Raw genomic sequence first — 22,567 nt, 5'->3', positions numbered from 1 at the left:
AGGGGCGGCTGCCACCGGCAGCCGCCCCTCACGCGTCACCTCACAGGTACTTCTTCAGCTCCCGGCGCGCCAGCGACCGCTGGTGCACCTCGTCCGGCCCGTCGGCGATCATCAGGGTCCGGGCACCGGCGTAGAGCTCGGCGAGGGGGAAGTCCTGGCTCACGCCGCCCGCGCCGTGCAGCTGGATGGCCCGGTCGATGATGTCGACGACCGCGCGAGGCGTGGCGATCTTGATGGCCTGGATCTCCGCGTGGGCGCCCCGGTTGCCGACCGTGTCCATCAGCCAGGCCGTCTTCAGCACCAGCAGCCGCAGCTGCTCGACGGTCACCCGCGCGTCGGCGATCCAGTTGTGGACCACGCCCTGCTGGGCCAGCGCCTTGCCGAAGGCGTTGCGCGCGACGGCCCGCCTGCACATCAGCTCGATCGCCCGCTCGGCCATGCCGATCAGCCGCATGCAGTGGTGGATACGGCCGGGGCCCAGCCGGGCCTGCGCGATGGCGAAGCCGCCGCCCTCCTCGCCGATCAGGTTCGACGCCGGCACGCGCGCGTGGTCGAAGATCACCTCGGCGTGGCCGCCATGGGAGTGGTCCTCGTAGCCGAACACCTGCATCGCGCGCTTGATCGTGACGCCCGGAGTGTCGCGGGGGACGAGGATCATGGACTGCTGACGGCGGATGTCGGCACCGTCCGGGTCCGTCTTGCCCATCACGATGAAGATCTTGCAGTCCGGGTTCATCGCCCCGGAGATGTACCACTTGCGGCCGGTGACGACGTACTCGTCCGTGCCGTCGGAGGCCCGCTCGATGTGCGTGGTGATGTTCGTGGCGTCCGAGGAGGCCACCTCCGGCTCGGTCATCGCGAACGCCGAGCGGATCTCACCGGCGAGCAGCGGGGCCAGCCACTGCTTCTTCTGCTGCTCGTCGCCGAACTGCGTGAGCACCTCCATGTTCCCGGTGTCGGGCGCCGCGCAGTTCAGCGCGGTGGGCGCCAACTGGGGGGAACGGCCGGTGATCTCGGCGAGCGGGGCGTACTGGAGGTTGGTCAGGCCGGCGCCGTACTCGGTGTCGGGAAGGAAGAGGTTCCACAGGCCCTGCCTGCGCGCCTCGGCCTTCAGCTCCTCGACCACGGCCGGGGTGTCCCACGGCGAGGCGAGCTGGGCGCGCTGCTCCTCCGCGACCGCCTCGGCCGGGTAGACGTACTCGTCCATGAAGGCGAGCAGCTTGGCGCGCAGCTCCTCGGTGCGTGCGTCGAACGCGAAGTCCATGTTCTGTCAGCCTTCCTGAAGAGTGGTCAGGCCGTGCCCGATGAAGACGGGGACCAGCTCCCCGATGCGGTCGAAGCCCTGGCCGACCGTCTGGCCCAGGGTGTAGCGGTAGTGGATGCCCTCCAGGATCACGGCGAGCTTGAACCAGGCGAACGCCGTGTACCAGGAGACCGCGGAGACGTCGCGCCCTGAGCGTGCCGCGTACCGCTCGATCAGTTCGGCGGGCGTGGGGTGCCCGGCGGCCTCCGCGGTCGTGGACACCGGCGAGTCGGGTGTGCCGAGCGGCATGCTGTACATCACCAGCAGGCCGAGGTCGGTCAGTGGGTCGCCGAGGGTAGACATCTCCCAGTCGAGGATCGCCTTGATCTCGTCGTCCTCGCCGATCAGGACGTTGTCGAGCCGGTAGTCGCCGTGCACGACGGTCGGCGCGGGGGAGTCGGGCAGCTGACGGCCGAGGGCCGCGTGCAGCTCGTCGATGCCGGCCAGCTCACGGTTGCGGGAGGCGTCCAGCTGCTTGCCCCAGCGCCGCAGCTGCCGGTCCAGGAAGCCCTCAGGGCGGCCGAAGTCGCCGAGACCCACCTCGGCAGGGTCCACCGCGTGCAGCTCCACGAGCGTGTCCACCAGGGACAGCACGGCACCCCGGGTGCGCTCCGCGCCGAGCGGGGCGAGCTGGCCGGCCGTGCGGTACGGCGTCCCGGCCACGAACTCCATGACGTAGAAGGACGCCCCGAGCACCTCGTCGTCCTCGCACAGCAGCACGGGGCGCGGCACCGGCACGTTCGTCGGGTACAGCGCGCTGATCACCCGGTGCTCGCGCTTCATGTCGTGCGCGGTGGCGAGCACGTGGCCGAGCGGGGGCCGCCGTACGACCCACTTCGAGGTGCCGTCGGAGACCGCGTAGGTGAGGTTCGACCGTCCGCCCTCGATCAGCCGGCCGGTCAGGGGGCCGTGCACCAGGCCGGGACGCTCGCGGTCGAGCAGGCCGCGCAGCCGGTCGAGATCGAGTCCGGGCGGGTGGTCGGGGCTCATTCGTTGCTCCTACGGACGGACGAATTCAACGCGACCAATGATGCCGACCGGTCGGTATGTCGTCCAGTGGTGGAGCGGAACGTGATCGGGGCCACCCTAGGCCGACGGCTCCCCGCGCAGGGCGCCCGGGGAGCCGTCGGCGGTGACCTCTCGGCCGGGTCGGCTCAGTGATCGTCCCAGTGGCCCTCGTGCTGGGCGTGCCGGTGACCGTCGTGGAGGTAGTCCACGTGGTCGCCGTGCAGGACGCTCTCGTGCCCGCAGTCCTGCCCGTGCCGGTGGTCGTGGCCCTCGTGGGCGACATGCGCGTCGGCTTCGCACTCGTCCCAGTGGCCGCCGTGCTCGCGGTGCATGTGTCCGTCGTGCGCGTAGTCGACGTGGTCGCCGTGCGGCACCTCGGCGTGACCGCAGTCCGGCCCGTGCGTGTGCGGATGGGAGGCGTGTTCCTGGTGGAGGGTGGTCATGATGCTCACCTTCGGGGGTGCGGGCGATGACGTCGCACAGGCTGCCACGCGAACGCGGCGGATCGGACGATTCGGACCTGCGTGGCGTCCGGGTACCCCCGGGGCGGGACCATGGAGTCGCCTACGAGGATCCGCGTACGAGGATCCGCGTACGAGGATCCGCGTAGGCGGATCCGCCTCGGGTGGCCGGAAAGCGGGCCGCGCCGGTATGTGTGCGCCCCGGGGGTCGGGTCGGCCAGGTCTGGAGGCGCGTACGGGGGTCCGTCTCGGGTGGGCCGGAAGTGGGCCGCGCCGCTATGCGACGCCTTTGGAAGTCGGGTCGCCCGGGTGTGGACGCGGGTACAGGGGTCTGCCCCGGGTGGCCGGACAGTGGGCCGCGCCGGTATGTGTGCGCCCCGGGGGTCGGGTCGGCCAGGTCTGGAGGCGCGTACGGGGGTCCGTCTCGGGTGGGCCGGAAGTGGGCCGCGCCGCTATGCGACGCCTTTGGAAGTCGGGTCGCCCGGGTGTGGACGCGGGTACAGGGGTCTGCCCCGGGTGGCCGGACAGTGGGCCGCGCCGGTATGTGTGCGCCCCGGGGGTCGGGTCGGCCAGGTCTGGAGGCGCGTACGGGGGTCCGTCTCGGGTGGGCCGGAAGTGGGCCGCGCCGCTATGCGACGCCTTTGGAAGTCGGGTCGCCCGGGTGTGGACGCGGGTACAGGGGTCTGCCCCGGGTGGCCGGACAGTGGGCCGCGCCGGTATGTGTGCGCCCCGGGGGTCGGGTCGGCCAGGTCTGGAGGCGCGTACGGGGGTCCGTCTCGGGTGGGCCGGAAGTGGGCCGCGCCGCTATGCGACGCCTTTGGAAGTCGGGTCGCCCGGGTGTGGACGCGGGTACAGGGGTCCGCCCCGGGTGGCCGGAAAGCGGGCCGCGCCGGTATGTGTGCGCCCCGGGGGTCGGGTCGCCCAGGTCTCGACGCGCGTACGAGGATCCGCCTCGGGTGGGCCGGAAAGCGGGCCGTGCCGGTGTGTGCGCCGTGGGGAGTCGGGTCGGCCAGGTCTGGACGCGGGTACAGGGGCCCGCCTCGGGTGGCCGGAAAGTGGGCCGCGCCGGTATCCGTACTCCCTCGGAGTCCGGGCAGCCCAGGGCCTGTCGGCACATTCCCGTCTCCTCCGGCCGAAGGGTGAGCCGCGCGGCGTCCGGTGCGTGCATGCGCGAGGCGCCGGACCGCCCTCGACGGGAACCTGCGAGCGGGGTTCGGCGTGGGGAAGGGCGGCCATGTGGGCGGTCCTCCGGCAGCGCCGCGATGCTGAGTGGGGCCCCTGGCAGCGCCGGGGACCTGTTCGTCGGGCGTCCCGTGGGCGTCTCTCGGCAGCGCCGCGAGCCTGAGTAGGGGCATCCCCCGGCAGTGCCGCGAGCCCGCGCGCCGGCGCCGCGCGGCAGGCGGGCGAGGACCTTGACGACGGGCTTGGACGGAAGGGCCGTGGCGACGGGCTTGGGCGGCAGGGCCTTGACGACGGGCTTGGAGGACATGGCCTGGACGGCAGAGCCGGGACGACCTGCCTAGAGAACCAGCGCCGCCGCGCACACCGCGAGCCCCACCGTGAGCAGCGCCCCCGCCGTCGCGTGCCGGGGGGACAGTGCCGCCGGGCTGCTGCTGGCGGACAGGACGCGGATGCGGCGGTGTGCGACCAGCAGGAAGGCCAGCCAGAGGCCGCAGGACAGGGCACCGAGGACGATCCCGGAGGCCGAGGCCCCGCCGTGCAGCGTGGTCTTCAGGGCGAGCAGGGCGGCGGCGGTGCTGGACAGGGTCGTCCGCCGCCAGGCCAGCCGGGTCCGCTCGGGCTGCAGCCCGGGGTCCCGGTCCGCGGCCTCCCGGGCGGGCGCCGTGCTCACCCCTCCCACCCGACGAGCACCACGACGACCATCGCGACGGCCACCACCGCGACCGCGAGGCTCAGCAGCGCCGGGAACCGGGACACCGGCAGGTCCTCGCCCCGGCGCATGGCCCGCTCACAGCGCACCCAGTGGTTGACCGCCCGCAGCGAGCACAGCACGCCCGCCGCGAGCAGCGCGAGCGCGAGCCCGACCCGCCAGCCCCAGCGCAGGTCCGGCAGGAACTGGTCCACGGCGAAGCCGCCGCCGATCAGTGCGAGCGCGGTGCGCAGCCAGGCCAGGAAAGTGCGTTCGTTCGCCAGCGAGAAGCGGTAGTCGGGGGTGCCGCCCTCCTGCCGGATCTCCTGGGGGGCGAACCACAGCCGGACGTTGCGTGCGAAACCGATCACGTGAGGGACCCTACCGGGGCACTGTCACGGGGTTCGTCAGTGCCGCCCGCTGGCGTCCGGGGCGTGGATGTTCCCACGTCACTGGCCGGGTACGCGCGGCCGGGGTACGGCATCGCCCCCGCCGAGCACCTGCTCGACCTGCCTGGATTCCGGCCGGCGTACCGCGGCCCGGTCTGGGACGCGTTCGCGAACGAGCCCGCGACGTTCTGCGCGGACCTCGCGGACCTCGCGGACCTCGCGGACCTCGCGGACCTCGCGGACCTCGCGGACCTCGCGGACGTCGCGGACGTCGCGGACGTCGCGGACGTCGCGGACGTCGCGGACGTCGCGGACGTCGACGCGGCGGGCGAGGCGTCGTACGGCGCGACGGAGGCGTGGCGGGCGTACCACGTCCCGCTGCCCGGCGGGCGCCGGCTGTGGAGCGTGCACCGGAATTTCCCCGACGCCCCGGGCACGGACTACCCGCTCACCCCCCCCGAACCGGCCCCGGAGACCCGCCTGGCGTCCATCGACGGCCACTCCACCGGGCCGGGGGTGTCCTGGCCGGGCCTGCTTGCCGTCGCCGTCTCGGCCCCGGCCGGTGCGGAGGGCGTACGCGATCCCAACCTGCGGCTGCGATCCGGATCCGCGGCCGCTCCTGCTGCTACCGGCGTTCGGCGACGCGGACAGCCCCGGTGGCGGAGGCGGTGGAGCGGATCGCCGCCGCGCTCGTCGCCGTAGGCATGACGGCACAGGAAGCTCGGAGGCGGTTGGGCGGTTCCTCGACCACCCCTGCTGGGAGAGCCCGTACTGACCCGCCCCGGGCAGCAGTCCGCTGAGCGGGGGCACGTACGCCCCCGGCTCGCCGGCTCAGCCCATCGACCGATAGGCCCGCAGCCGCTCGTACGCGGCCAGCCCGTCCGGCACCCACTCCCACTCCGTCAGCCGGTGCTGTAGGTCGTCCTCCGGCAGGAAGTCGTGCCAGGCCACCTCCTCGGCCTGGGGGCTGACCGGAAGGTCGCAGCGGACCTCGTACACCGAGGACCACCAGGTCTGGCCGGCGCCGTCGTCGTAGAGGAACGTGAACAGGTGCTCGGGGCGCGGGAGCCCGCTCACGCCCAGTTCCTCCTCGGCCTCGCGCAGGGCCGCGTCGTCGTAGGACTCGCCCGCGCCGACCACTCCGCCGACGAACATGTCGTACAGGGACGGGAAGACCAGCTTGGTCGGTGTGCGGCGGTGTACGAAGATCCGGCCCTCGGCGTCCCGGGCCTGGATGAAGACGCAGCGGTGGCGCAGGCCCTTCGCGTACGCCTCGCCGCGCGGGGACTGTCCGATGACCTTGTCGTTCTCGTCGACGATGTCGAGGATCTCGTCAGCAGCGCTCATGACCCCATCCAAGCAGGGGCAAGGGCAGGGGCAGGGGCCGGGAGAGGGACGGGCGTCAGTGCGACTGGAGGTTTTGCGCCCGCTCGGTCTGGGTGCACGGCATCGCCGGGTGCATGCCGAGGAGCACGATGCCCCCGACGATCGCCGCGAGCCCCGCCGCCTCCCAGGCCAGCGCGCCCGTGTCGGTTCGCAGCCGGTCGCCGAGGAAGCCGACACCGCAGATGATCCCGGCCAACGGCTGGGCCGCGGTCAGGGCGGGCAGCGACATCCGCAGGGGAGCGGTCTCGAACGCGCTCTGCACGAGGATGAGGCCGGTGACGCCGAGCGCCAGCACGGCGTACGGCTGCCAGCCGGTCAGCAGCTCCACGAGGCCGCCCTCGGAGAAGCGCTGGCCGCTCACCCGGGTCAGGGCGTCCTGGACGCCGTACAGCAGGCCGGCGGCCAGCGCGAGCAGGACCGGGCCGGAGCTCAGCCGGGAGCGCTTGGCGTAGGCGGTGAGCAGCAGGGCGAGGCCGATCATCACGCCGATGATCAACCAGTGGCGCAGCGGGTCGGTGACCGCGGTGCCGCCGCGTGGCTCGCCCGCCACGATGAACGCGGTCACCCCGCCCGCGAGCAGCAGGAGGCCCGCCCAGCCCTGGCGGCCCAGCGGCTGCTTGCTCTGCTTGCGGGACAGGGCCAGGGCGAACAGCAGGTTCGTCGCGAGGAGTGGCTCCACCAGGGAGATCTCGCCCTGGCCCAGCGCGATCGCGCCGAGGACCATGCCGGCCACCATCAGACCGATGCCGCCGAGCCAGCGCGGCACCTTCATCAGGTCGACCAGCAGGCGGGGTGAGAGGAAGTCGCTGAGCGGGGCCTGGCGGGCGGCGTTCTGCTGGAGCACGAACCCGAAGCCCAGACAGCAGGCCGCGCTCACGGCGAGAACCAGGACCAGAACCGACACGCTGCGTACCTCGATCATCCGGCGGCGCCACGGGGTGAGTAGGCGCCGACTGTAGCGTCCCGGGCCCCGCCAGTGCCTGGGGGAGTGCCCGGGAAGTGGGCGGTTGACTCGATCCCGCTGCCCTCGCCCGGCCGGGGTGGGTGCGTGACCGTCCAGCCATGGTGCGTGCCTTCGCGCGTCTGCGCCATGGCGTGGGACACAGACATTTCCGGCAATTCGTGCTCGGACTGTCCAGCCTGCCTCACAAGTCCCTTTCACGTCACGGAAGTTGACGCGTATAACACCTGTCGGCCCCTTGACGAAAAGCGTTGGCTGGGGATTGGCTGTGCGTGATCAGCTGATGGCAAGCCGAAACGTCCAGACCAGTAGGCCGGCCGCCATGTCGGCCGCACACCGACAGCGAGCCGCGCCGCGTGAGGAAGTCCCCGCGGTGTCCCCACCCCCGCCACCCCTTGGGCGCAGTCGTCACCGCGCCGCCGCCCAGGCGCTCGACGCCGCCCTCGACGACGCCGAACTCGTCGCCGCGCGGGCCGACCTGAGACAAGGGCGGTGGCAGGCCGCTCGTGCGTTGCTCGCGTGGACCGGGGACGACTGGGACCGGCGGGGTCACCGGGTGACGGTGCTCGCCCTGGAGCCCTACAGCGCCGCGTGGGCCGGTGACTGGCTGCTCGCCGAGCCCGACTCCGTCGACGCGGCCGTCCTCCTGGCCCTGGCCCAGGTCAGGCGGGCCTTGCGGGGCAAGGAGAAACCGGACCGGGCTCGCGAGGCGTGCCGGTCGGCCGCCGCGCTCGCGCCGGCCGACCCGACCCCCTGGCTGGGCCTGCTCATGCTGGAGAAGGGCCTCGGCGCCGGCGAGGAGATCGTCCGGCTCTTCGGCGAGATCCGGGCGCGGTACGCCGACCACCACCACGCCCACCACCTGATGGTCGCCCGCCTGGCCGAGAGCCGCTCCGGCACGGGCCCGGACCCCCTGCACGGGGTGTACGACTTCGCCCACTGGGCCGCCGAGCAGGCCCCCGCCGACTCCCCGCTCGCGATCCTCCCGGTCGTCGCGCACGCCGAGCGCTACCGCGTGCTGGCCGCCGACGGGCACGAGCCCCCCGACCCGGCCGCCTCCGGGCACTGGAGCGGACGCCGGGCCCGGCAGGTGATGAAGGCCGCCTTCGACTGGTGGCTGGAGTGGGAGCACGAGGGTCACCCCCGCCGGCTGGTCGACCTCAACTTCCTCGCCCACGCCAAGGTCTGCGAGGGCCGCGGCGCCGAGGCCGCCGCCCTCTTCCACCGCATCGGCGAGCACGTCACCCCGGCGCCGTGGGCGTACCCGGACCGTGACCCCTACCCCGCCTTCCGCGCCGCGCGCGCCGCCGCGCTCGGCACGGCGTAATGCCCCACTTCCCGGAAAAGGACGGTCTCCCCGTGGCAACGGACAGGACAACGGACAGGTCGAGCACCAGCAGAACGAGCCCGGGCGGCATCAGCACGTTCAAGGGCCAGGAGCGTGCCCTGCGCTCCGACCGCCTCGGCACCGGCGGCCTGCTGCTCTCCGTCCTCGCCGCCACCGCCCCCCTCATGGTCGTCGCGGGTGTCATGCCCACCACATTCGCGGTGATGGGCATCGTCGGACAACCCCTCCTCTTCGTCGTCCTCGGCGTCGTCCTGGCCCTCTTCGGCATCGGCTACGCGGAGATGAGCCGGCACGTCCACAACGCCGGCGCCTTCTACGCGTACATCTCCCGCGGCCTCGGCGGCACCGCCGGCGCGAGCGCCGCCCTGGTCGCCCTGGTCGCCTACAGCGCGCTCCAGGTCGGCATCTACGGCATCTTCGGCTTCGAGGTCTCCGGCCTGTTCGCCACCTACGCCGACCTGGAGGTCGCCTGGTGGATACCGGCGCTGGCGGCCGCACTGGTGGTCGGCGCGCTGGGCCGGCTGAAGATCGACGTCAACGCGCGCGTGCTCGGCGTACTGCTGGTCGTTGAGGTCGCCCTGGTCGTGATCTTCGACATCGCGGCCGTCGCCGACCCCGGCCCCCAGGGCCTGTCGATGCACGCCTTCAACCCGGACACGCTCACCGGCGCCGGCCTGGGCACCGCGCTGTGCTTCTGCATCGCCGCCTTCCTCGGCTTCGAGCAGGCGCCCGTGTACGCCGAGGAGACCAGCCGCCCGCACGTCCTGGTGCCCCGCGTGATGTTCCTGGCGGTCGGCGGGGTCGCCGTCTTCTTCGCGCTCAGCAGCTGGGCCCTCACCGTCGCCACCGGCCCCTCGGCGATCGTCGGCCAGGCGCGGCAGCAGAGCGCCGGACTCCTCTTCTCCCTCACCGAGTCGCGGCTCGGCGGCACCTTCACGGACGTCCTGCACATCCTGTTCGTGACCGGGATGTTCGCGGCCCTGCTCAGCTTCCACAACGTCGTCGCCCGGTACGCCTTCGCCATGGGCCGCGAGGGTCTGCTGCCCGCCGCCTTCGGCCGCACCACCGGCACGAGCGGCGCCCCCGGCACCGGCTCCCTGCTCCAGACGGCCGTGTCCGTGCTGGTCGTGGCCGCCTTCGCGGTCGCCGACGACAAGCCCGCCGGCGACCCCACCGCACCCGTCCTGCAGCTGTTCACCTGGTGCGGCAACATCGGCGCGCTCGGCGTGATCCTGCTGATGGCGGCGGCCTCCCTCTCGGTCGTCGTGTTCTTCACCCGCCGCGGCGCCGCGGGCGCCCAGGCCTGGCGCCTGGTCACGTCGGCCGTCGCGGGCATCGCCCTCCTGGTGATCGCCGGCTACACGGTCAAGGACTTCGACGTCCTGGTCGGCGCCGGCCCCGGCTCCGCCCTGAGCTGGGTCCTGCCCGGCATCATCGGCCTCGCCCTGGCCGCGGGCCTGGCCCAGGGCCTGCTCCTGCGCTCCCGGGCACCCGAGGCGCACGCCCGCATCGGGCTCGGCAACGAGGCGTTCCAACTGGAGAAGGCGGCCGAGAAGACGTCATGACCACGCGGGATCCACGTAAGAAGTGATTACGGAACCCTGACGAGCACCCGCGACCCCTGGCCGCCCCGGGTCGCGGGTGCTCGAATGAACCCGTGAACTCCGAACAGCCCGAAGAACCGGACGAAACGGGCGCGGACCGGCCCGAGGCACGCGGCACCCCCGTCGGCCGCCGGGTCTTCCTCGGCACCCTCGGCCTGGGCGCGCTGGGCGTCGTCGCCGCGCCCACACTGCAACGCGGCCTGGAGGCCTTCCTCGGCTCCGCCGCCGACAAGGACCCCACCGGTCTGACGGGCCTGCTCCCGAACGGCGGCGGCTTCCGCTACTACTCGGTCACGTCCTCCGTGCCCCGCAAGAACGCCGAGAACTACCGGCTCACCATCGACGGCCTGGTCGACCGCCCGAAGACCTACACGCTGTCCGACCTCCGAGCCCTGCCGCAGACCCGCATGGTCAAGGACGTCCAGTGCGTCACCGGCTGGCGAGTCCCCGACACCCCCTTCGAGGGGGTACGCCTGTCCCGGCTCCTGGACGCCGCGGGAGTGCGTCCCTCGGCCGGGGCAGTGCGCTTCACCTGCTTCGACGGCACCTACACCGAGAGCCTCACCCTCGACCAGGCCCGCCGCGCGGACGTCCTGGTCGCCCTGCGCATGCAGGACAAGGACCTCGGCCACTCCCACGGCGGCCCGGTCCGCCTCTACGTGGCCCCCATGTACTTCTACAAGTCCGCCAAGTGGCTCTCCGGCATCACCGTCACCGAGGACGTGCGGCCCGGCTACTGGGAGGACCGGGGCTACGACGTCGACGCCTGGGTGGGCCGTTCGAACGGGCGGGACGATGACCCTACGAGCTGACACCCCGGTGACCACCCGGGTCCGCCGCTTCACCCGCGCCGAACGGTGGGTGCACCGCACCACGGCCGCCCTGATGAGCGTGTGCGTGGTGACGGCGGCCTGTCTGTACGTCCCTCAGCTCGCCGAACTCGTCGGCCGTCGCGAGCTGGTCGTCCGCGTCCACGAGTGGGCCGGCCTCGCCCTGCCCGTGCCGGTCCTGGCCGGTCTCGCCTCCCGCGCGTTCCGCACCGACCTGCGCTTCCTCAACCGCTTCGGGCCGCACGACCGTGTCTGGCTGCGCGCCGCCCTGCGCCGTGACAAGCGGCGCGCGTCCCGCCCGGCGGCCAAGTTCAACGCCGGCCAGAAGGTCTACGCGGCCTGGATCGCCGGCGCGACGCTGGTCATGCTCGGCACCGGCCTGATCATGTGGTTCACCCACCTCGCCCCCCTGATGTGGCGCACCAGCGCGACCTTCGTCCACGACTGGCTGGCACTGACCATCGGCATCGTCCTGGCCGGGCACATCGGGATGGCTCTGGGCGACCCGGAGGCCCGCCGCGGGATGCGCACCGGCTCGGTGAGCCGCGAGTGGGCGGAACGCGAACACCGGTTGTGGAAGCCCTAGGAGTCCTGGAAGCCGTGCAACCAGGACGCCCTGGAAGCCGACCGGAAGCAGACACCACCGGTCGGCGTCCTCGGCCGATTCCTCACGGAGTGCCCGGGGGAACGCCCCGGAAGTGCCCTCAGGGGCCGAAGTCCAGCAGCACCTTGCACGACCGGCCCCGGTCCGCGGCCAGCGCGAACGCCGTCTCGGCCTCCGTCACCGGCAGCACCGAGCTGACCAGAGCGTCGAACGCGGGCTCGGCGGCGAGCAGTTCCAGCGCCTGGTCGAACTCGCCGTCGAAACGGAACGCGCCCCGCAGCTCGATCTCCCGGCTTACCACCAGGTTCCCCGCGAACGGACTCGGCCCCGGCGGGAGCATCCCGAGCTGCACGACGACCCCACCGCGCCGCACCCGCCCCAGACACGCGTTCAGCCCGGCGGCCACCCCCGACGCCTCCACGGCGACGTCCACCTCCGAGGGCCAGCCGGGATCGGACGGGGCGTCGGCCCGTACGACGGTGTCGGCGCCCGCGGCCCGGGCGTACCGCAGCGCCGCCGGGAGCAGGTCGGTCGCCGTCACGTGCGCGGCGCCCGCCGCCTTCGCCGCCGCGATCACCAGGCACCCGATGGGGCCCGCCCCGGTGACCAGGACGTGCCGGCCGTGCACGTCCCCGGCCCGCCGCACCGCGTGCAGCGCCACCGACAGCGGCTCGGCGAGCGCCGCGCGGCGCAGGCCGAGGCCGGCCGGCAGCGCCCGCAACTGCTCGGCGGGACGACCACCCGGGCCGCGAAGCCGCCCTGGACGTGCGGGAAGCGTGCCGCACTGCCGAGGTAGCGGGTGTCCCGGCAGACGTTCCGCCGCCTGTCCGCACACTCCGGACACACCCCGCAGGGACTGGCCGGGTGCACGGCGACGGCCGTACCCACGACGGGACCTGACGCGCCGTCTCCGTACGACAGGACCGTCCCGACCACCTCGTGGCCCAGCAGCATCGGCTCCCGCAGCCGGAAGTCACCGACCCCGCCGTGCCGCCAGTAGTGGAGGTCGGAGCCGCAGATCCCGCCGTAGCGGACGGCGACCAGCGCCTGCCCCGGACCGGGCGCGGGCGCCTTCAGCTCGTCGACCCGCAGGTCGTCCTGACCGTGGATCACACAGCCCAGCATCACCGTCTCCCCCCGGGTCACAGCACGCTCGTCATGCCGCCGTCGACATACAGCACCTGTCCGCCGACGAAGTCCGCGGCGGGCGAGGCCAGGAACAGCACCCCGCCCACCAGGTCCTCCGTACGGCCCCAGCGACCGGCCGGGGTGCGTCGCCGCACCCACGCGCTGAACTCCTCGTCCTCGACCAGGGGCCTGGTCAGCTCGGTCTCGATGTAGCCGGGGCCGAGGCCGTTGACCTGGACGCCGTACGGCCCCCAGTCCGCGCACATGCCCTTGGTGAGCATCTTCAGCGCGCCCTTGGTGGCCGCGTAGGGCGCGATGCCGGGCCGGGCCACCTCGCTCTGCAGCGAGCAGATGTTGATGATCTTGCCGTGGCCACGTTCCGTCATCCGGCGCGCCGCTTCCCTGCCGACCAGGAAGGCACTGGTCAGGTTGGTGTCCAGGATCCGGTGCCAGTCCGACTCGGTGAACTCCAGGAGCGGGGCGCGCAGTTGCATGCCCGCGTTGTTGACGAGGATGTCGAGCGGGCCCACCCGCTGTTCGACGTCCGCGATGCCGGCGGCCACCGAGGCGCCGTCGGTCACGTCGAAGACGGCCGTGTGGATGTCACCGGGCAGTTCCGCGGCGGCCTTGGCGAGCCGGTCGCCGTCCCGCCCGTTGAGGACGACCCGGCAGCCCGCCTGAGCGAGCCCGCGGGCCAGGGCGAGTCCGATGCCCCGGCTGGAGCCGGTGACCAGGGCGGTCCGGCCGCTGATGTCGAACAGGGGGTGGTTCATCGCCGTACTCCTAGATGATCAGCGAGAGGAGCAGGACCGTGCCGCCGGCGACGACGGAGATGATCGTCTCCATGACGGACCAGGTCTTGAGGGTCTGGCCGACGGTCAACCCGAAGTACTCCTTCACCAGCCAGAACCCGGCGTCGTTGACATGGCTGAAGAACAGCGAGCCGGCGCCGATGGCCAGGACGAGCAGGGCCGTGTGGGTCGTCGACATGTCGGCCGCGAGCGGGGCGACGAGGCCGGCCGCCGAGATCGTGGCCACCGTCGCCGAACCGGTCGCCAGCCGGATCGCCACCGCGATCAGCCAGGCCAGCAGCAGGGCCGGGATCGACCAGTCCTTGGAGATGTCGAGGATCATCTGGCCGACGCCGCAGTCGATCAGCGTCTGCTTGAAGCCGCCGCCCGCGCCGACGATCAGCAGGATGCCGGCGATGGGCGCGAGGCCCTTCTCGACGAGCTGGGAGACCCGCTCCTTGGCGAACCCGGCGGGTCGCAGGAGCGTGAAGATGCCCACCAGCACGGCGGCGAGCAGGGCGATCAGCGGGGAGCCTATGACGTCGAAGGCGCGCTGCACGGTGTGCGTCGGGTCGTCGATGACGATGTCGACCAGTGCCTTGGAGAGCATCAGGACGACCGGCAGCAGGATCGTGGCGAGGGTCGCGCCGAAGCCGGGAGTCCGCTCCAGTTCGTCGGAGGCGCGCTGCGGGACCATCCGGTCCGGGGCGGGGACGTCCACCCAGCGGGCCGCGTACTTGGAGAACACCGGGCCGGCGATGATCACGGTCGGGATGGCGACCAGGACGCCGAGCGCCAGCGTGACACCGAGGTTGGCCTGGACCGCGTCGATCGCGACCAGCGGACCGGGGTGCGGCGGGACCAGGCCGTGCATCACGGACAGACCGGCGAGCGCCGGGATGCCGATCCGCATCAGCGAGAAGTTGCCCCGCTTGGCGACCATCAGCACGACCGGGATCAGCAGCACCACGCCGACCTCGAAGAACAGCGGCAGACCGATCACCGAGGCGATCAGCACCATCGCCCACGGCATCGTGCGGCCGCTCGCCTTCGCGAGGATGGTGTCGACGATCTGGTCGGCGCCGCCCGAGTCGGCGAGCATCTTGCCGAGGATCGCGCCCAGCGCGATCAGCACGCCCACACCGGCGACCGTGGACCCGAGTCCGGTGGTGAAGCTGGTGATGGTCTTGTCGAGCGGCGCCCCGGCGAACGCGCCGAGCGCCAGTGACCCGATGGTCAGCGACAGGAAGGCGTGGAGCTTGAACTTCGTGATGAGCAGGACGATGACGGCGATGCCGGCCAGGACGGCGATGCCCAGCTGAGCGTGGCCGGCCGAGGTGATCGGCTCGGGCGCGTCCGCTGCCAGCATCTCGACACTGAGTCTGGTCACGGGGGGAGTTCCTTGCGGGTACGGGGACGGGGGAGGGGTCCTACTGGGGTGCGTCGGGGAGAGGCGTCGCCGGCAGCTTGTCCAGCGCCTCGGCGGCCCGCCCGGTGATCTCCTCCGGGCTGCCGGAGACGTCCACCGCGACTCCCGCCTCGTCCGCCTGGAGCGGCTGGAGCGTGGCGAACTGGGAGTCCAGCAGCGCGGTCGGCATGAAGTGACCCTGACGGTGCGTCATACGGTCCTCGATCAGCGACCGGTCGCCCGCCAGGTGCAGGAACACGACTCCGGGAGCGGCGGCCCTGAGCCGGTCGCGGTACGACCGCTTCAACGCCGAACAGCTGACCACTCCGCCGAGCCCGGCCCGCCCGTGCGCCCAGTCACCGATGGCGTCGAGCCACGGCCACCTGTCCGCGTCCTCGAGCGGGACACCGGCCGACATCTTGTCGATGTTGGCCTGCGGGTGGAAGTCGTCGCCCTCGGCGTACGGAACGCCCAGCCGCGCCGCGAGCAGGGGACCGATCGTGGTCTTGCCCGTGCCGGCGACGCCCATCACCACGACGACGTGAGGGGTACGCATCACTGCCTCGCTGTCTTCCTCGACATCCGACGTCGACATCTGACGTCGGCCACACTGAAACCCATTAGGTCCGACGAATTCAAGAGTCTGTGACAAATAAGTCTGACTTTTTGATCCTGTGACGTGCCCCGTACGCTGAGTGCATGAGCACATCGGGCCGCGGGCTGCACGGCCGCGTACTGGAGACCCTCGGCCCCGCCATCACCGCGGGCGAGTACCCGCCGGGCAGTGTCCTGCGCACCGACGAGCTGGCACAGAGCTTCGACGTCTCACGTTCCGTGATGCGCGAGGCGGTCCGCGTCCTGGAGTCCATGCACCTCGTCGAGTCCCGCCGCCGCGTGGGCGTGACGGTCCGTCCCACCAACGAGTGGAACGTCTACGACCCGCAGGTCATCCGCTGGCGCCTGGCCGGCGCCGACCGCCCCCGCCAGCTGCGCTCCCTCACCGTCCTGCGCTCCGCGATCGAACCGATCGCCGCGGGCCTCGCCGCCAAGTACGCCACGGCCGACCAGTGCGCCGAACTCACCGAGTGCGCCCTGGGCATGGTGGCCCACTCACGAGGCCACCAGCTCGAGGGCTACCTGATCCACGACATCGCCTTCCACCGCGTCATCCTCAACGCCTCCGGCAACGAGATGTTCGCCCGCCTCGGCGACGTCGTCGCCGAGGTCCTCGCCGGCCGCACCCACCACGAGGTCATGTTCGAGGACCCCGACCCGGCCGCCGTCACCCTGCACGTCCAGGTCGCCGAAGCGGTCAGAGGAGGCGACGCGGTCCGCGCGGAGGCCCTGACCCGGGAGATCACGGTGGGCGCGCTGCAGGAGCTGGACATACTGGCGCCGTAGGTCCGGTCAGTACACCTGACCCCGCCGGCCCCTCACCGCTCGTCGTCGAGGAACTCCCCGTCCACGTACACCCAGGCCCCGTCCACCCGCTCGAACCGGCTCCGCTCGTGCAGCGACCCGCCCCGGAACGAGGCGCGGAAGGTCACGGTCCCGGTGGTGTGGAACGCCGACCCGGCACTCGTGCCGAGGATCTCCAGCCCCGTCCACCGCATCCCAGGATCGAACTCGACCCGCCCCGGCCGCGTCCGCGGATGCCACGTCCGCAACAGATACCCCTCGTCCCGCTTCACGAAGGCGCAGTAGCGCGATCGCATGAGCGCCTCCGCGGTGGGCGCGGCGACGCCGGAGTGATAGCGGCCGCAGCACTGGTCGTACGCCTGAGGCAGCCCGCACGGGCAGGAACGCGTGGTCATGGCGGCCATTGTGCTAGACGGCCGCCCGCGTCTCCGGCATGGGCAGCGGAGGCAGCGCCGCCCCGTACACCCACGCCTCGAACAGCTCGTCCAGCGGCTCGGACGCGAAACGGGCCACGTGTGCCGTGAACGTCGTCGTGCTCACCGAACCACCCCGGTTCAGCGAGACCCATCCGCGCAGCATCCGGAAGAAGTCGGGGTCGCCCATCGCGCACCGCACCGCGTGCAGGGTGAGGCCGCCGCGCTCGTAGAGGCGGTCGTCGAACATGGACTTGCGGCCGGGATCCGCCAGCCGGAGATCCTGGGGGAGCGAGGACAGCAAACGGTGGGCCGTCGCGGCGAGTTGGTGGGCGGTGCGGCCGCCCGAGCGCTCCGACCACAGCCACTCGGCGTACTTGGCGAACCCCTCGTTCAGCCAGATGTGCCGCCAGTCGGCGATGGACACGCTGTTGCCGAACCACTGGTGGGCCAGCTCGTGCGCGACCAGCCGTTCCGAACCGCGCGCCCCGTCCACGTGGTTGGCGCCGAACAGCGACAACCCCTGCGCCTCGACGGGGACGTCGAGTTCCTCCTCGGTCACCACGACCGCGTACTCGTCGAAGGGGTACGGCCCGAACAGCTCCTGGAACAGGTCCATCATCCGGGGCTGGCGCGCGAAGTCCCGGGAGAACTCCGGCAGGAGATGCGCCGGGATGTGCCCGTGCTGCGGTACGCCGCCCAACCCCGGATCGCCCAGGAGCACCGTCTGGTACGTGCCGATGGACAGCCCGACCAGATAGCTGGAGGTCGGCGCGGACTGCTCGTACACCCAGGTGGTCGTCGAGGCCTTCGTCGTACGGGTCAGCAGGCGCCCGCCCGCCACCACCGCGTACGCGGACGGCGTGGTGACCGAGATCTGGTACGACGCCTTGTCGGCGGGCCGGTCGTTGCACGGGTACCAGGACGGCGCCCCGACCGGCTGGCTCGCCACCAGCGCCCCGTCCGCCAGTTCCTCCCAGCCGAGTCCGCCCCAGGGGCTGGCGACCGGCTTGGGGTTGCCCGACCAGTGCACCTCCACCGTGAACGCCGCCCCGGCCCGGATCGGCTTCGCCGGACGGATCCGCAGCCGTCCGCCCCGGTGCGTGTAGTGCGGCTGACGGCCGTCCACCCGGACCCGGCCGATCTTGAAGTCGGCGAGATTCAACACGAACTCCGCGAGCGGCGCCCGTCCCGCTATGGCGTTGATCCGGGCCGTCCCGGACAGCCGGTTGGGGCCGGGGCGGTAGTCCAGCGCGAGCTCGTAACGGTGCACCCGGTATCGGGGATCGCCGTTGGCCGGAAAGTACGGGTCCGGACCCACTGCCTGCTGAACGGTCACTGCTGCGTCTGCTCCCTGCGCTGTGCTCGAACGTCGTGCCGGTGCACCGTCGTCGTCAGGCCCCGACCCAGCCGCGCTCAGGAACGCCATGACTCGATCGGATTGCCCAGCCAGCGGGTGTCGTCGGGAACGGACTCCGCCGCCATCACCAGCGACGCCGGACCCAGAGTCGTACGGGCCCCGACCGTGCTGCCGGGCAGGACGATTCCGCCAGGACCCAGCGTCGCGCCCTCACGGAGGACCACAGTATCCGTCCGCAAGATCCGGTCGTGGAAGAGGTGCGTCTGGAGCACACAGCCCCGGTTGACGGTCGCCGCGTCCTCCAGCGTCACGAGGTCCGTCTCGGGCAGCCAGTAGCTCTCCACCCACACACCCCGCCCGATCCGCGCCCCGAGCCCGCGCAGCCACGCCGTCATCACCGGCGTACCCGGCACCGAACCGGCCAGCCACGGCACGGCCACGACCTCGACGAAGGTGTCCGCCAGCTCGTTGCGCCACACGAACCCGCTCCACAGCGGATGCTCTCCGCTGCGGTGCCGCCCCACGAGCGCCCACTTCGCCACGACGGACAGCAGCCCCGCCGCGATCCCGGCCCCGAACAGCACGAGCCCCGACAGCAGCGGCGCCCACACAACCAGCGTGCTCAGCGCGCTCAGCGCCGCGACCGTCAGCACGGCGATCCCGGCCGAGCAGAACACCGGCACGATCCGGCACAGCTCCACCAGCCCGCGCGCCCACAGCAGCCGCGCCGGCGGATCGTAGGTCCGGCTCTGGTCACCGCCGGCCGCCGCACGCGGCAGCTTCACCGGCGGCAGCCCCAGATACGAGCTGCCTTTCTTCGCCTTCTTCGGCGTCGCCGACAGCACACCCACCAGACCGCCGTCCGGCACCGACCGCCCCGGCGCGGTCATCCCCGAGTTCCCGAGGAAGGCCCGCCGCCCGATCTCCGCCCGCCCGATCCGCATCCAGCCGCCACCGAGTTCGTACGGCGCGGTCAGCGTGTCGTCGGCCAGGAAGGCACCCTCGCCGACCGTCGTCAGGCTCGGCAGCGCGAGCACGGTCGACACCTCGGCACCCCGCCCGATCCGCATCCCGAGCAGCCGCAGCCACACCGGCGTGACCAGCCCGGCGTACAACGGGAACAGCGTCTCCCGGGAGCGGTCCATCAACTGCGTGACCGTCCAGGCCTGCCAGCCGATCCGGCTGTGGGTGGGATGCGTGCCCTCGCGCAGGCCCAGGCTGAGCAGCCGTACGGCGATCAGGAGCAGCAGCGCGTACGCCAGTCCGAAGGCGAGCGTCGCCGGGACGAGGGCGAGCGCGGCACCCTTGAGCGCCTCGCCGAGCCCGGCACCGGGGCCGACGAAGACGGCGGTCACGAGGAGCGCCACCGCACCCGCCAGCACCGGCAACAGCGTCAGCCCGAAGCCCGCCATGCCGTACATCACCCGCCAGTACGTGGCTCGCACGGGCCGTTCCTTCGGCCAGTTCCGCTTGGCCTTGCCGAGCTTGACCGCGGGCGCGCCCGCCCAGCGCTGCCCGGTCGGGATCTGGCCGGTGACGGCCGAGCCCGGGGCCACCTCGGCGCGCTTGCCGACCCGGGCGCCCGGAAAGAGCATGCTGCGCGTGCCGACGACGGCGTGCCCGCCGACCCTGACCGGGCCGATCTCCAGCCGGTCGCCGTCCAGCCACCACCCGGACAGGTCCACCTCGGACTCCACGGCCGCGCCCCGTCCCAGCCTGAGCATGCCGGTCACCGGCGGCAGCGAGTGCAGGTCCACGTCGGGACCGACCTTGGCGCCGAGCGCCCGCGCGTACCGCTCCAGCCACGACCCGGTCAGCGAGGTCGCCCCGCTGAACTCGGCCAGCCGCTCGGCGGTCCAGAGCCGCAGATGCACGCCGCCACCGCGCGCGTACCGCCCCGGCCGCACACCCCTCAGCAGCAACCGCGCCCCGCCCGCCGCGAGCGCCAGCCGCCCCGGCGGACTGAAGAAGAGCAGCGCCCCGGCCCCGACGAGCCACCAAGGGGCGCTCGGCAGCCAGGAGTAGGCGGGCAGCAGGTTCCCGAGCGCGGCAAGCGCCACGCTCCAGCGCAGCCCGAGCAGCGTGAACAGGGGGAGGAGCACCAGGAGCTGGACCACCTGGGCGCGGACCGGGACCGGAGCGACGGTCCGCTCGGCACCGTCGTCCTGCGCCGACTTCTCCAGATGCCGCGCCAACTTCCGCAGCACCGGCTGCTGGTAGATGTCGAGGACGGCGGCGCTCGGGTAGCGGGTACGCAGCCGTGTGGTCAGCTGGGCGGCGGCGAGGCTGCTGCCGCCGATCGCGAAGAAGTCGTCCCGCGCACTCGCCACGGGGATGCCGAGAACCTCGCTCCACTGCTCGGCGAGCCAGGCCTCCGTGCCGTACAGCTGCTCGGCCGGACCACCGGTCGCCAGCCCCTCCAGCGGCCAGGGCAGCGCGTTCCGGTCCACCTTGCCGCTGGTCCGGGTCGGCAGGTCAGCCACCGGCGCGAGCAGCGGGACGAGCGCTGCGGGCAGCTCGGCGCGCAGTTTCTCGACGGCCGCCGCGTGGTCCCAGCCGTCCTGGGTGACGACGTAGCCGACGAGGAGCTGGTTGCCGCTGCGGGCGGTGCGTACCGCGGCGGCGGCCCCCGCCACCCCGGGCAGCGCCTGCAGGGCCGCGTCCACCTCACCGAGCTCGATGCGCCGTCCGCCGAGCTTGATCTGCTCGTCGGCCCGCCCGAGGAAGACCAGCCCCTCGGGCTCGGCCGTGACCAGGTCCCCGCTCCGGTACGCCCGCTCCCACCCCAGCGACTCCAGGGGCGCGTACTTCTCCGCGTCCTTCCCGGCGTCGAGATACCGCGCGAGCCCGACCCCGCCGATCACCAACTGTCCCGTGCCGCCCATCGGCACCGGCTCCCCGGCCTCGTCCACGACGGCCAGCTCCCAGCCGTCCAACGGCAGCCCGATCCGGATCGGCTCCGCACCGCTCATCAGCGACGCACAGGCCACGACGGTCGCCTCGGTGGGCCCGTACGTGTTCCAGACCTCGCGCCCCTCCGTCACCAGCCGCTGCACCAGCTCCGGCGGGCAGGCCTCACCGCCGAAGATCAGCAGCCGTACGTCGTTCAGGTGCTCGGGCTCCCACAGCGAGGCCAGCGTCGGCACGGTCGACACGACGGTGATCTCCTGCTCGACCAGCCAGGGCCCGAGATCGGCACCGCTCCTGACCTGCGCACGCGGCACCGGCACCAGGCACGCCCCGTACCGCCACGCCAGCCACATCTCCTCGCAGGACGCGTCGAACGCGACCGACAGCCCCGCCATGACCCGGTCCCCGGGCCCGATCGGATCCTCCGCGAGGAACAGGGCCGCCTCGGCGTCCACGAACGCGGCGGCACTGCGATGGCTGACGGCGACGCCCTTGGGCTTCCCGGTGGACCCGGAGGTGAAGATGATCCAGGCGTCGTGCTCCGTGCCGGGCCGGGCGGCGGGAACCTCACTCCGGGAGAAGACGGTGAGCCCGTGCCCGGCCCCGACGACGGCCCGCACCTCCGCCTCCCCGAACACCAACTCGGCCCGCTCGTCCGGGTCCTCGGCGTCCACCGGCACATAGGCGGCCCCGGCGGCCAGTACGGCGAGAATCGCGACGTACAGCTCATTGGTGCCGGACGGCACCCGGACCCCCACCCGGTCATCGAGCCCCACCCCGGCGCCGGCCAGCGCACGCCGCAGGATCTCCACCTCGGCGGCCAGCTGCCGGTAGGTGAGCCGCGCCGTCCCGTCGTCCAGGGCGAGTTCGTCAGGATACGACCGGACGGACGCGTCGAAGACGTCGACGAGCGTCCGCGGCGAGGCCGCAGGCCCACCGGAGAAACGTGCCCTGTCGCCGAACCGTTCGCGGAACTCCTCGTCCAGACCGAGAGCGCTGCTCTCGTGTATGGCTGCCATCGGGCCCCCGCGTCTCGATCCCGGAAACCTCCGGGGCGCTGGCGGGTCCGCAGGTCTGCCTGGGGTTGTCCGGATCCAGCTCCGTTCCGTAACAAGCCGGAAATTTTAGTACGACGGTAGGCTCGGCCCCTTCTGTCGGCCACTTCAAAGCGGCCTTTCGGGGGCGCGAGGGCCGAGCCCGGGGGTGCTGACCTGGTGATCTTCAGGCCGAGGAGAGATGGCCCACACAACGAGCGAGGGCCGCGATCCAGTGATCGCGGCCCTCGCTCATCTCGTGTGTCCGAGGGGGGACTTGAACCCCCACGCCCGATAAAGGGCACTAGCACCTCAAGCTAGCGCGTCTGCCATTCCGCCA

The 22,567-nt window shown here is 72.5% G+C and carries 19 protein-coding genes and 1 pseudogene; 6 read left to right on the top strand and 14 right to left on the bottom strand.

Annotated elements, in window-relative coordinates:
• Positions 1-40: 40 nt before the first annotated feature.
• The 5 genes from ACWBNA_RS33590 to ACWBNA_RS33570 all read right to left on the bottom strand — a co-directional run bounded on the left by ACWBNA_RS33590 (position 41) and on the right by ACWBNA_RS33570 (position 5,013).
• Positions 41-1,264: an acyl-CoA dehydrogenase family protein gene (locus ACWBNA_RS33590; protein ID WP_482708283.1), complete on the bottom strand. Its 1,224-nt coding sequence runs from the start codon at positions 1,262-1,264 to the stop codon at positions 41-43.
• A gap of 6 nt (positions 1,265-1,270) precedes the next feature.
• Positions 1,271-2,293 (bottom strand): phosphotransferase family protein, encoded by a 1,023-nt coding sequence (locus tag ACWBNA_RS33585; RefSeq protein ID WP_482708282.1) that lies wholly within the window; start codon positions 2,291-2,293, stop codon positions 1,271-1,273.
• Positions 2,294-2,457: 164 nt separating this feature from the next.
• Positions 2,458-2,754 (bottom strand): hypothetical protein, encoded by a 297-nt coding sequence (locus tag ACWBNA_RS33580; protein WP_217238874.1) that lies wholly within the window; start codon positions 2,752-2,754, stop codon positions 2,458-2,460.
• A gap of 1,537 nt (positions 2,755-4,291) precedes the next feature.
• On the bottom strand, positions 4,292-4,624 hold the full coding sequence (locus tag ACWBNA_RS33575; RefSeq protein WP_482708281.1) for a DUF202 domain-containing protein: 333 nt from the start codon (positions 4,622-4,624) through the stop codon (positions 4,292-4,294).
• Positions 4,621-5,013 carry a YidH family protein gene (locus tag ACWBNA_RS33570; protein ID WP_030045174.1) on the bottom strand — a complete coding sequence of 131 codons (393 nt, stop codon included), beginning with the start codon at positions 5,011-5,013 and terminating at the stop codon, positions 4,621-4,623. The genes ACWBNA_RS33575 and ACWBNA_RS33570 overlap by 4 nt, the downstream gene beginning before the upstream one ends.
• Positions 5,014-5,076: 63 nt before the next feature.
• On the opposite strand from ACWBNA_RS33570, the gene ACWBNA_RS33565 reads away from it, so the two are divergent.
• The gene (locus tag ACWBNA_RS33565) at positions 5,077-5,733 is read left to right on the top strand and encodes a hypothetical protein (protein ID WP_482708280.1); all 657 of its coding nucleotides are present in this window, start codon (positions 5,077-5,079) and stop codon (positions 5,731-5,733) included.
• A gap of 129 nt (positions 5,734-5,862) precedes the next feature.
• Here the strand turns inward: ACWBNA_RS33565 and ACWBNA_RS33560 are convergent, their stop codons facing one another.
• A complete protein-coding gene (locus tag ACWBNA_RS33560; RefSeq protein WP_482708279.1) occupies positions 5,863-6,378 on the bottom strand; it encodes an NUDIX hydrolase in 516 nt (171 codons plus the stop codon).
• Between the two features lie 55 nt (positions 6,379-6,433).
• Entirely contained in the window at positions 6,434-7,321 is an 888-nt protein-coding gene (locus tag ACWBNA_RS33555; RefSeq protein ID WP_482708278.1) for a DMT family transporter, read from the bottom strand.
• Positions 7,322-7,751: 430 nt separating this feature from the next.
• On the opposite strand from ACWBNA_RS33555, the gene ACWBNA_RS33550 reads away from it, so the two are divergent.
• The 4 genes from ACWBNA_RS33550 (at position 7,752) to ACWBNA_RS33535 (ending at position 11,746) form a co-directional block, all read left to right on the top strand.
• Positions 7,752-8,705, top strand: a complete 954-nt coding sequence (locus ACWBNA_RS33550) for a tetratricopeptide repeat protein (protein WP_482708277.1) — start codon at positions 7,752-7,754, stop codon at positions 8,703-8,705.
• A gap of 32 nt (positions 8,706-8,737) precedes the next feature.
• A complete protein-coding gene (locus ACWBNA_RS33545) occupies positions 8,738-10,291 on the top strand; it encodes an APC family permease (protein ID WP_482708276.1) in 1,554 nt (517 codons plus the stop codon).
• 92 nt (positions 10,292-10,383) lie between these two features.
• Positions 10,384-11,142 (top strand): molybdopterin-dependent oxidoreductase, encoded by a 759-nt coding sequence (locus ACWBNA_RS33540; RefSeq protein ID WP_482708275.1) that lies wholly within the window; start codon positions 10,384-10,386, stop codon positions 11,140-11,142.
• Positions 11,126-11,746 carry a cytochrome b/b6 domain-containing protein gene (locus tag ACWBNA_RS33535; RefSeq protein WP_482708274.1) on the top strand — a complete coding sequence of 207 codons (621 nt, stop codon included), beginning with the start codon at positions 11,126-11,128 and terminating at the stop codon, positions 11,744-11,746. Before ACWBNA_RS33540 ends, ACWBNA_RS33535 begins: the two co-directional genes overlap by 17 nt.
• A gap of 118 nt (positions 11,747-11,864) precedes the next feature.
• Here the strand turns inward: ACWBNA_RS33535 and ACWBNA_RS33530 are convergent.
• From ACWBNA_RS33530 to ACWBNA_RS33515, 4 genes and pseudogenes are all read right to left on the bottom strand, one after another.
• Positions 11,865-12,889 (bottom strand): annotated as a pseudogene (locus ACWBNA_RS33530) (L-idonate 5-dehydrogenase).
• Positions 12,890-12,906: 17 nt separating this feature from the next.
• Complete coding sequence (locus ACWBNA_RS33525) at positions 12,907-13,665, bottom strand: SDR family oxidoreductase (RefSeq protein ID WP_482708273.1); 759 nt, start codon at positions 13,663-13,665, stop codon at positions 12,907-12,909.
• 10 nt (positions 13,666-13,675) lie between these two features.
• Positions 13,676-15,073, bottom strand: a complete 1,398-nt coding sequence (locus tag ACWBNA_RS33520) for a GntP family permease (RefSeq protein WP_482708272.1) — start codon at positions 15,071-15,073, stop codon at positions 13,676-13,678.
• A 40-nt stretch (positions 15,074-15,113) separates the two neighbouring features.
• Positions 15,114-15,647, bottom strand: a complete 534-nt coding sequence (locus tag ACWBNA_RS33515) for a gluconokinase (RefSeq protein ID WP_482708271.1) — start codon at positions 15,645-15,647, stop codon at positions 15,114-15,116.
• Between the two features lie 143 nt (positions 15,648-15,790).
• Between ACWBNA_RS33515 and ACWBNA_RS33510 the strand changes: the two genes are divergently transcribed.
• The gene (locus ACWBNA_RS33510; protein WP_482708270.1) at positions 15,791-16,492 is read left to right on the top strand and encodes a FadR/GntR family transcriptional regulator; all 702 of its coding nucleotides are present in this window, start codon (positions 15,791-15,793) and stop codon (positions 16,490-16,492) included.
• A 32-nt stretch (positions 16,493-16,524) separates the two neighbouring features.
• On the opposite strand, the gene ACWBNA_RS33505 is transcribed toward ACWBNA_RS33510, so the two are convergent.
• The 3 genes from ACWBNA_RS33505 to ACWBNA_RS33495 all read right to left on the bottom strand — a co-directional run bounded on the left by ACWBNA_RS33505 (position 16,525) and on the right by ACWBNA_RS33495 (position 22,212).
• Positions 16,525-16,905 carry a YchJ family protein gene (locus tag ACWBNA_RS33505; RefSeq protein ID WP_482708269.1) on the bottom strand — a complete coding sequence of 127 codons (381 nt, stop codon included), beginning with the start codon at positions 16,903-16,905 and terminating at the stop codon, positions 16,525-16,527.
• Between the two features lie 13 nt (positions 16,906-16,918).
• A complete protein-coding gene (locus ACWBNA_RS33500; protein WP_482708268.1) occupies positions 16,919-18,262 on the bottom strand; it encodes a M1 family metallopeptidase in 1,344 nt (447 codons plus the stop codon).
• Positions 18,263-18,339: 77 nt separating this feature from the next.
• A complete protein-coding gene (locus ACWBNA_RS33495; protein WP_482708267.1) occupies positions 18,340-22,212 on the bottom strand; it encodes a Pls/PosA family non-ribosomal peptide synthetase in 3,873 nt (1,290 codons plus the stop codon).
• Positions 22,213-22,567: the final 355 nt, after the last annotated feature.

It is taken from the genome of Streptomyces sp. Q2 (assembly GCF_056820935.1).
Note: the sequence above shows the minus strand (reverse complement) of the source record. Positions and strands in the feature narration are given on the sequence as shown.

Bases quoted from the DNA above. Each gene is read 5' to 3' on its own strand.
- ACWBNA_RS33590 (WP_482708283.1), bottom strand. From the start codon at position 1,264: ATGGACTTCGCGTTCGACGCACGCACCGAGGAGCTGCGCGCCAAGCTG.
- ACWBNA_RS33585 (WP_482708282.1), bottom strand. From the start codon at position 2,293: ATGAGCCCCGACCACCCGCCCGGACTCGATCTCGACCGGCTGCGCGGC.
- ACWBNA_RS33580 (WP_217238874.1), bottom strand. From the start codon at position 2,754: ATGACCACCCTCCACCAGGAACACGCCTCCCATCCGCACACGCACGGG.
- ACWBNA_RS33560 (WP_482708279.1), bottom strand. From the start codon at position 6,378: ATGAGCGCTGCTGACGAGATCCTCGACATCGTCGACGAGAACGACAAG.
- ACWBNA_RS33535 (WP_482708274.1), top strand. From the start codon at position 11,126: ATGACCCTACGAGCTGACACCCCGGTGACCACCCGGGTCCGCCGCTTC.
- ACWBNA_RS33525 (WP_482708273.1), bottom strand. From the start codon at position 13,665: ATGAACCACCCCCTGTTCGACATCAGCGGCCGGACCGCCCTGGTCACC.
- ACWBNA_RS33515 (WP_482708271.1), bottom strand. From the start codon at position 15,647: ATGCGTACCCCTCACGTCGTCGTGGTGATGGGCGTCGCCGGCACGGGC.
- ACWBNA_RS33510 (WP_482708270.1), top strand. From the start codon at position 15,791: ATGAGCACATCGGGCCGCGGGCTGCACGGCCGCGTACTGGAGACCCTC.
- ACWBNA_RS33505 (WP_482708269.1), bottom strand. From the start codon at position 16,905: ATGACCACGCGTTCCTGCCCGTGCGGGCTGCCTCAGGCGTACGACCAG.
- ACWBNA_RS33495 (WP_482708267.1), bottom strand. From the start codon at position 22,212: ATGGCAGCCATACACGAGAGCAGCGCTCTCGGTCTGGACGAGGAGTTC.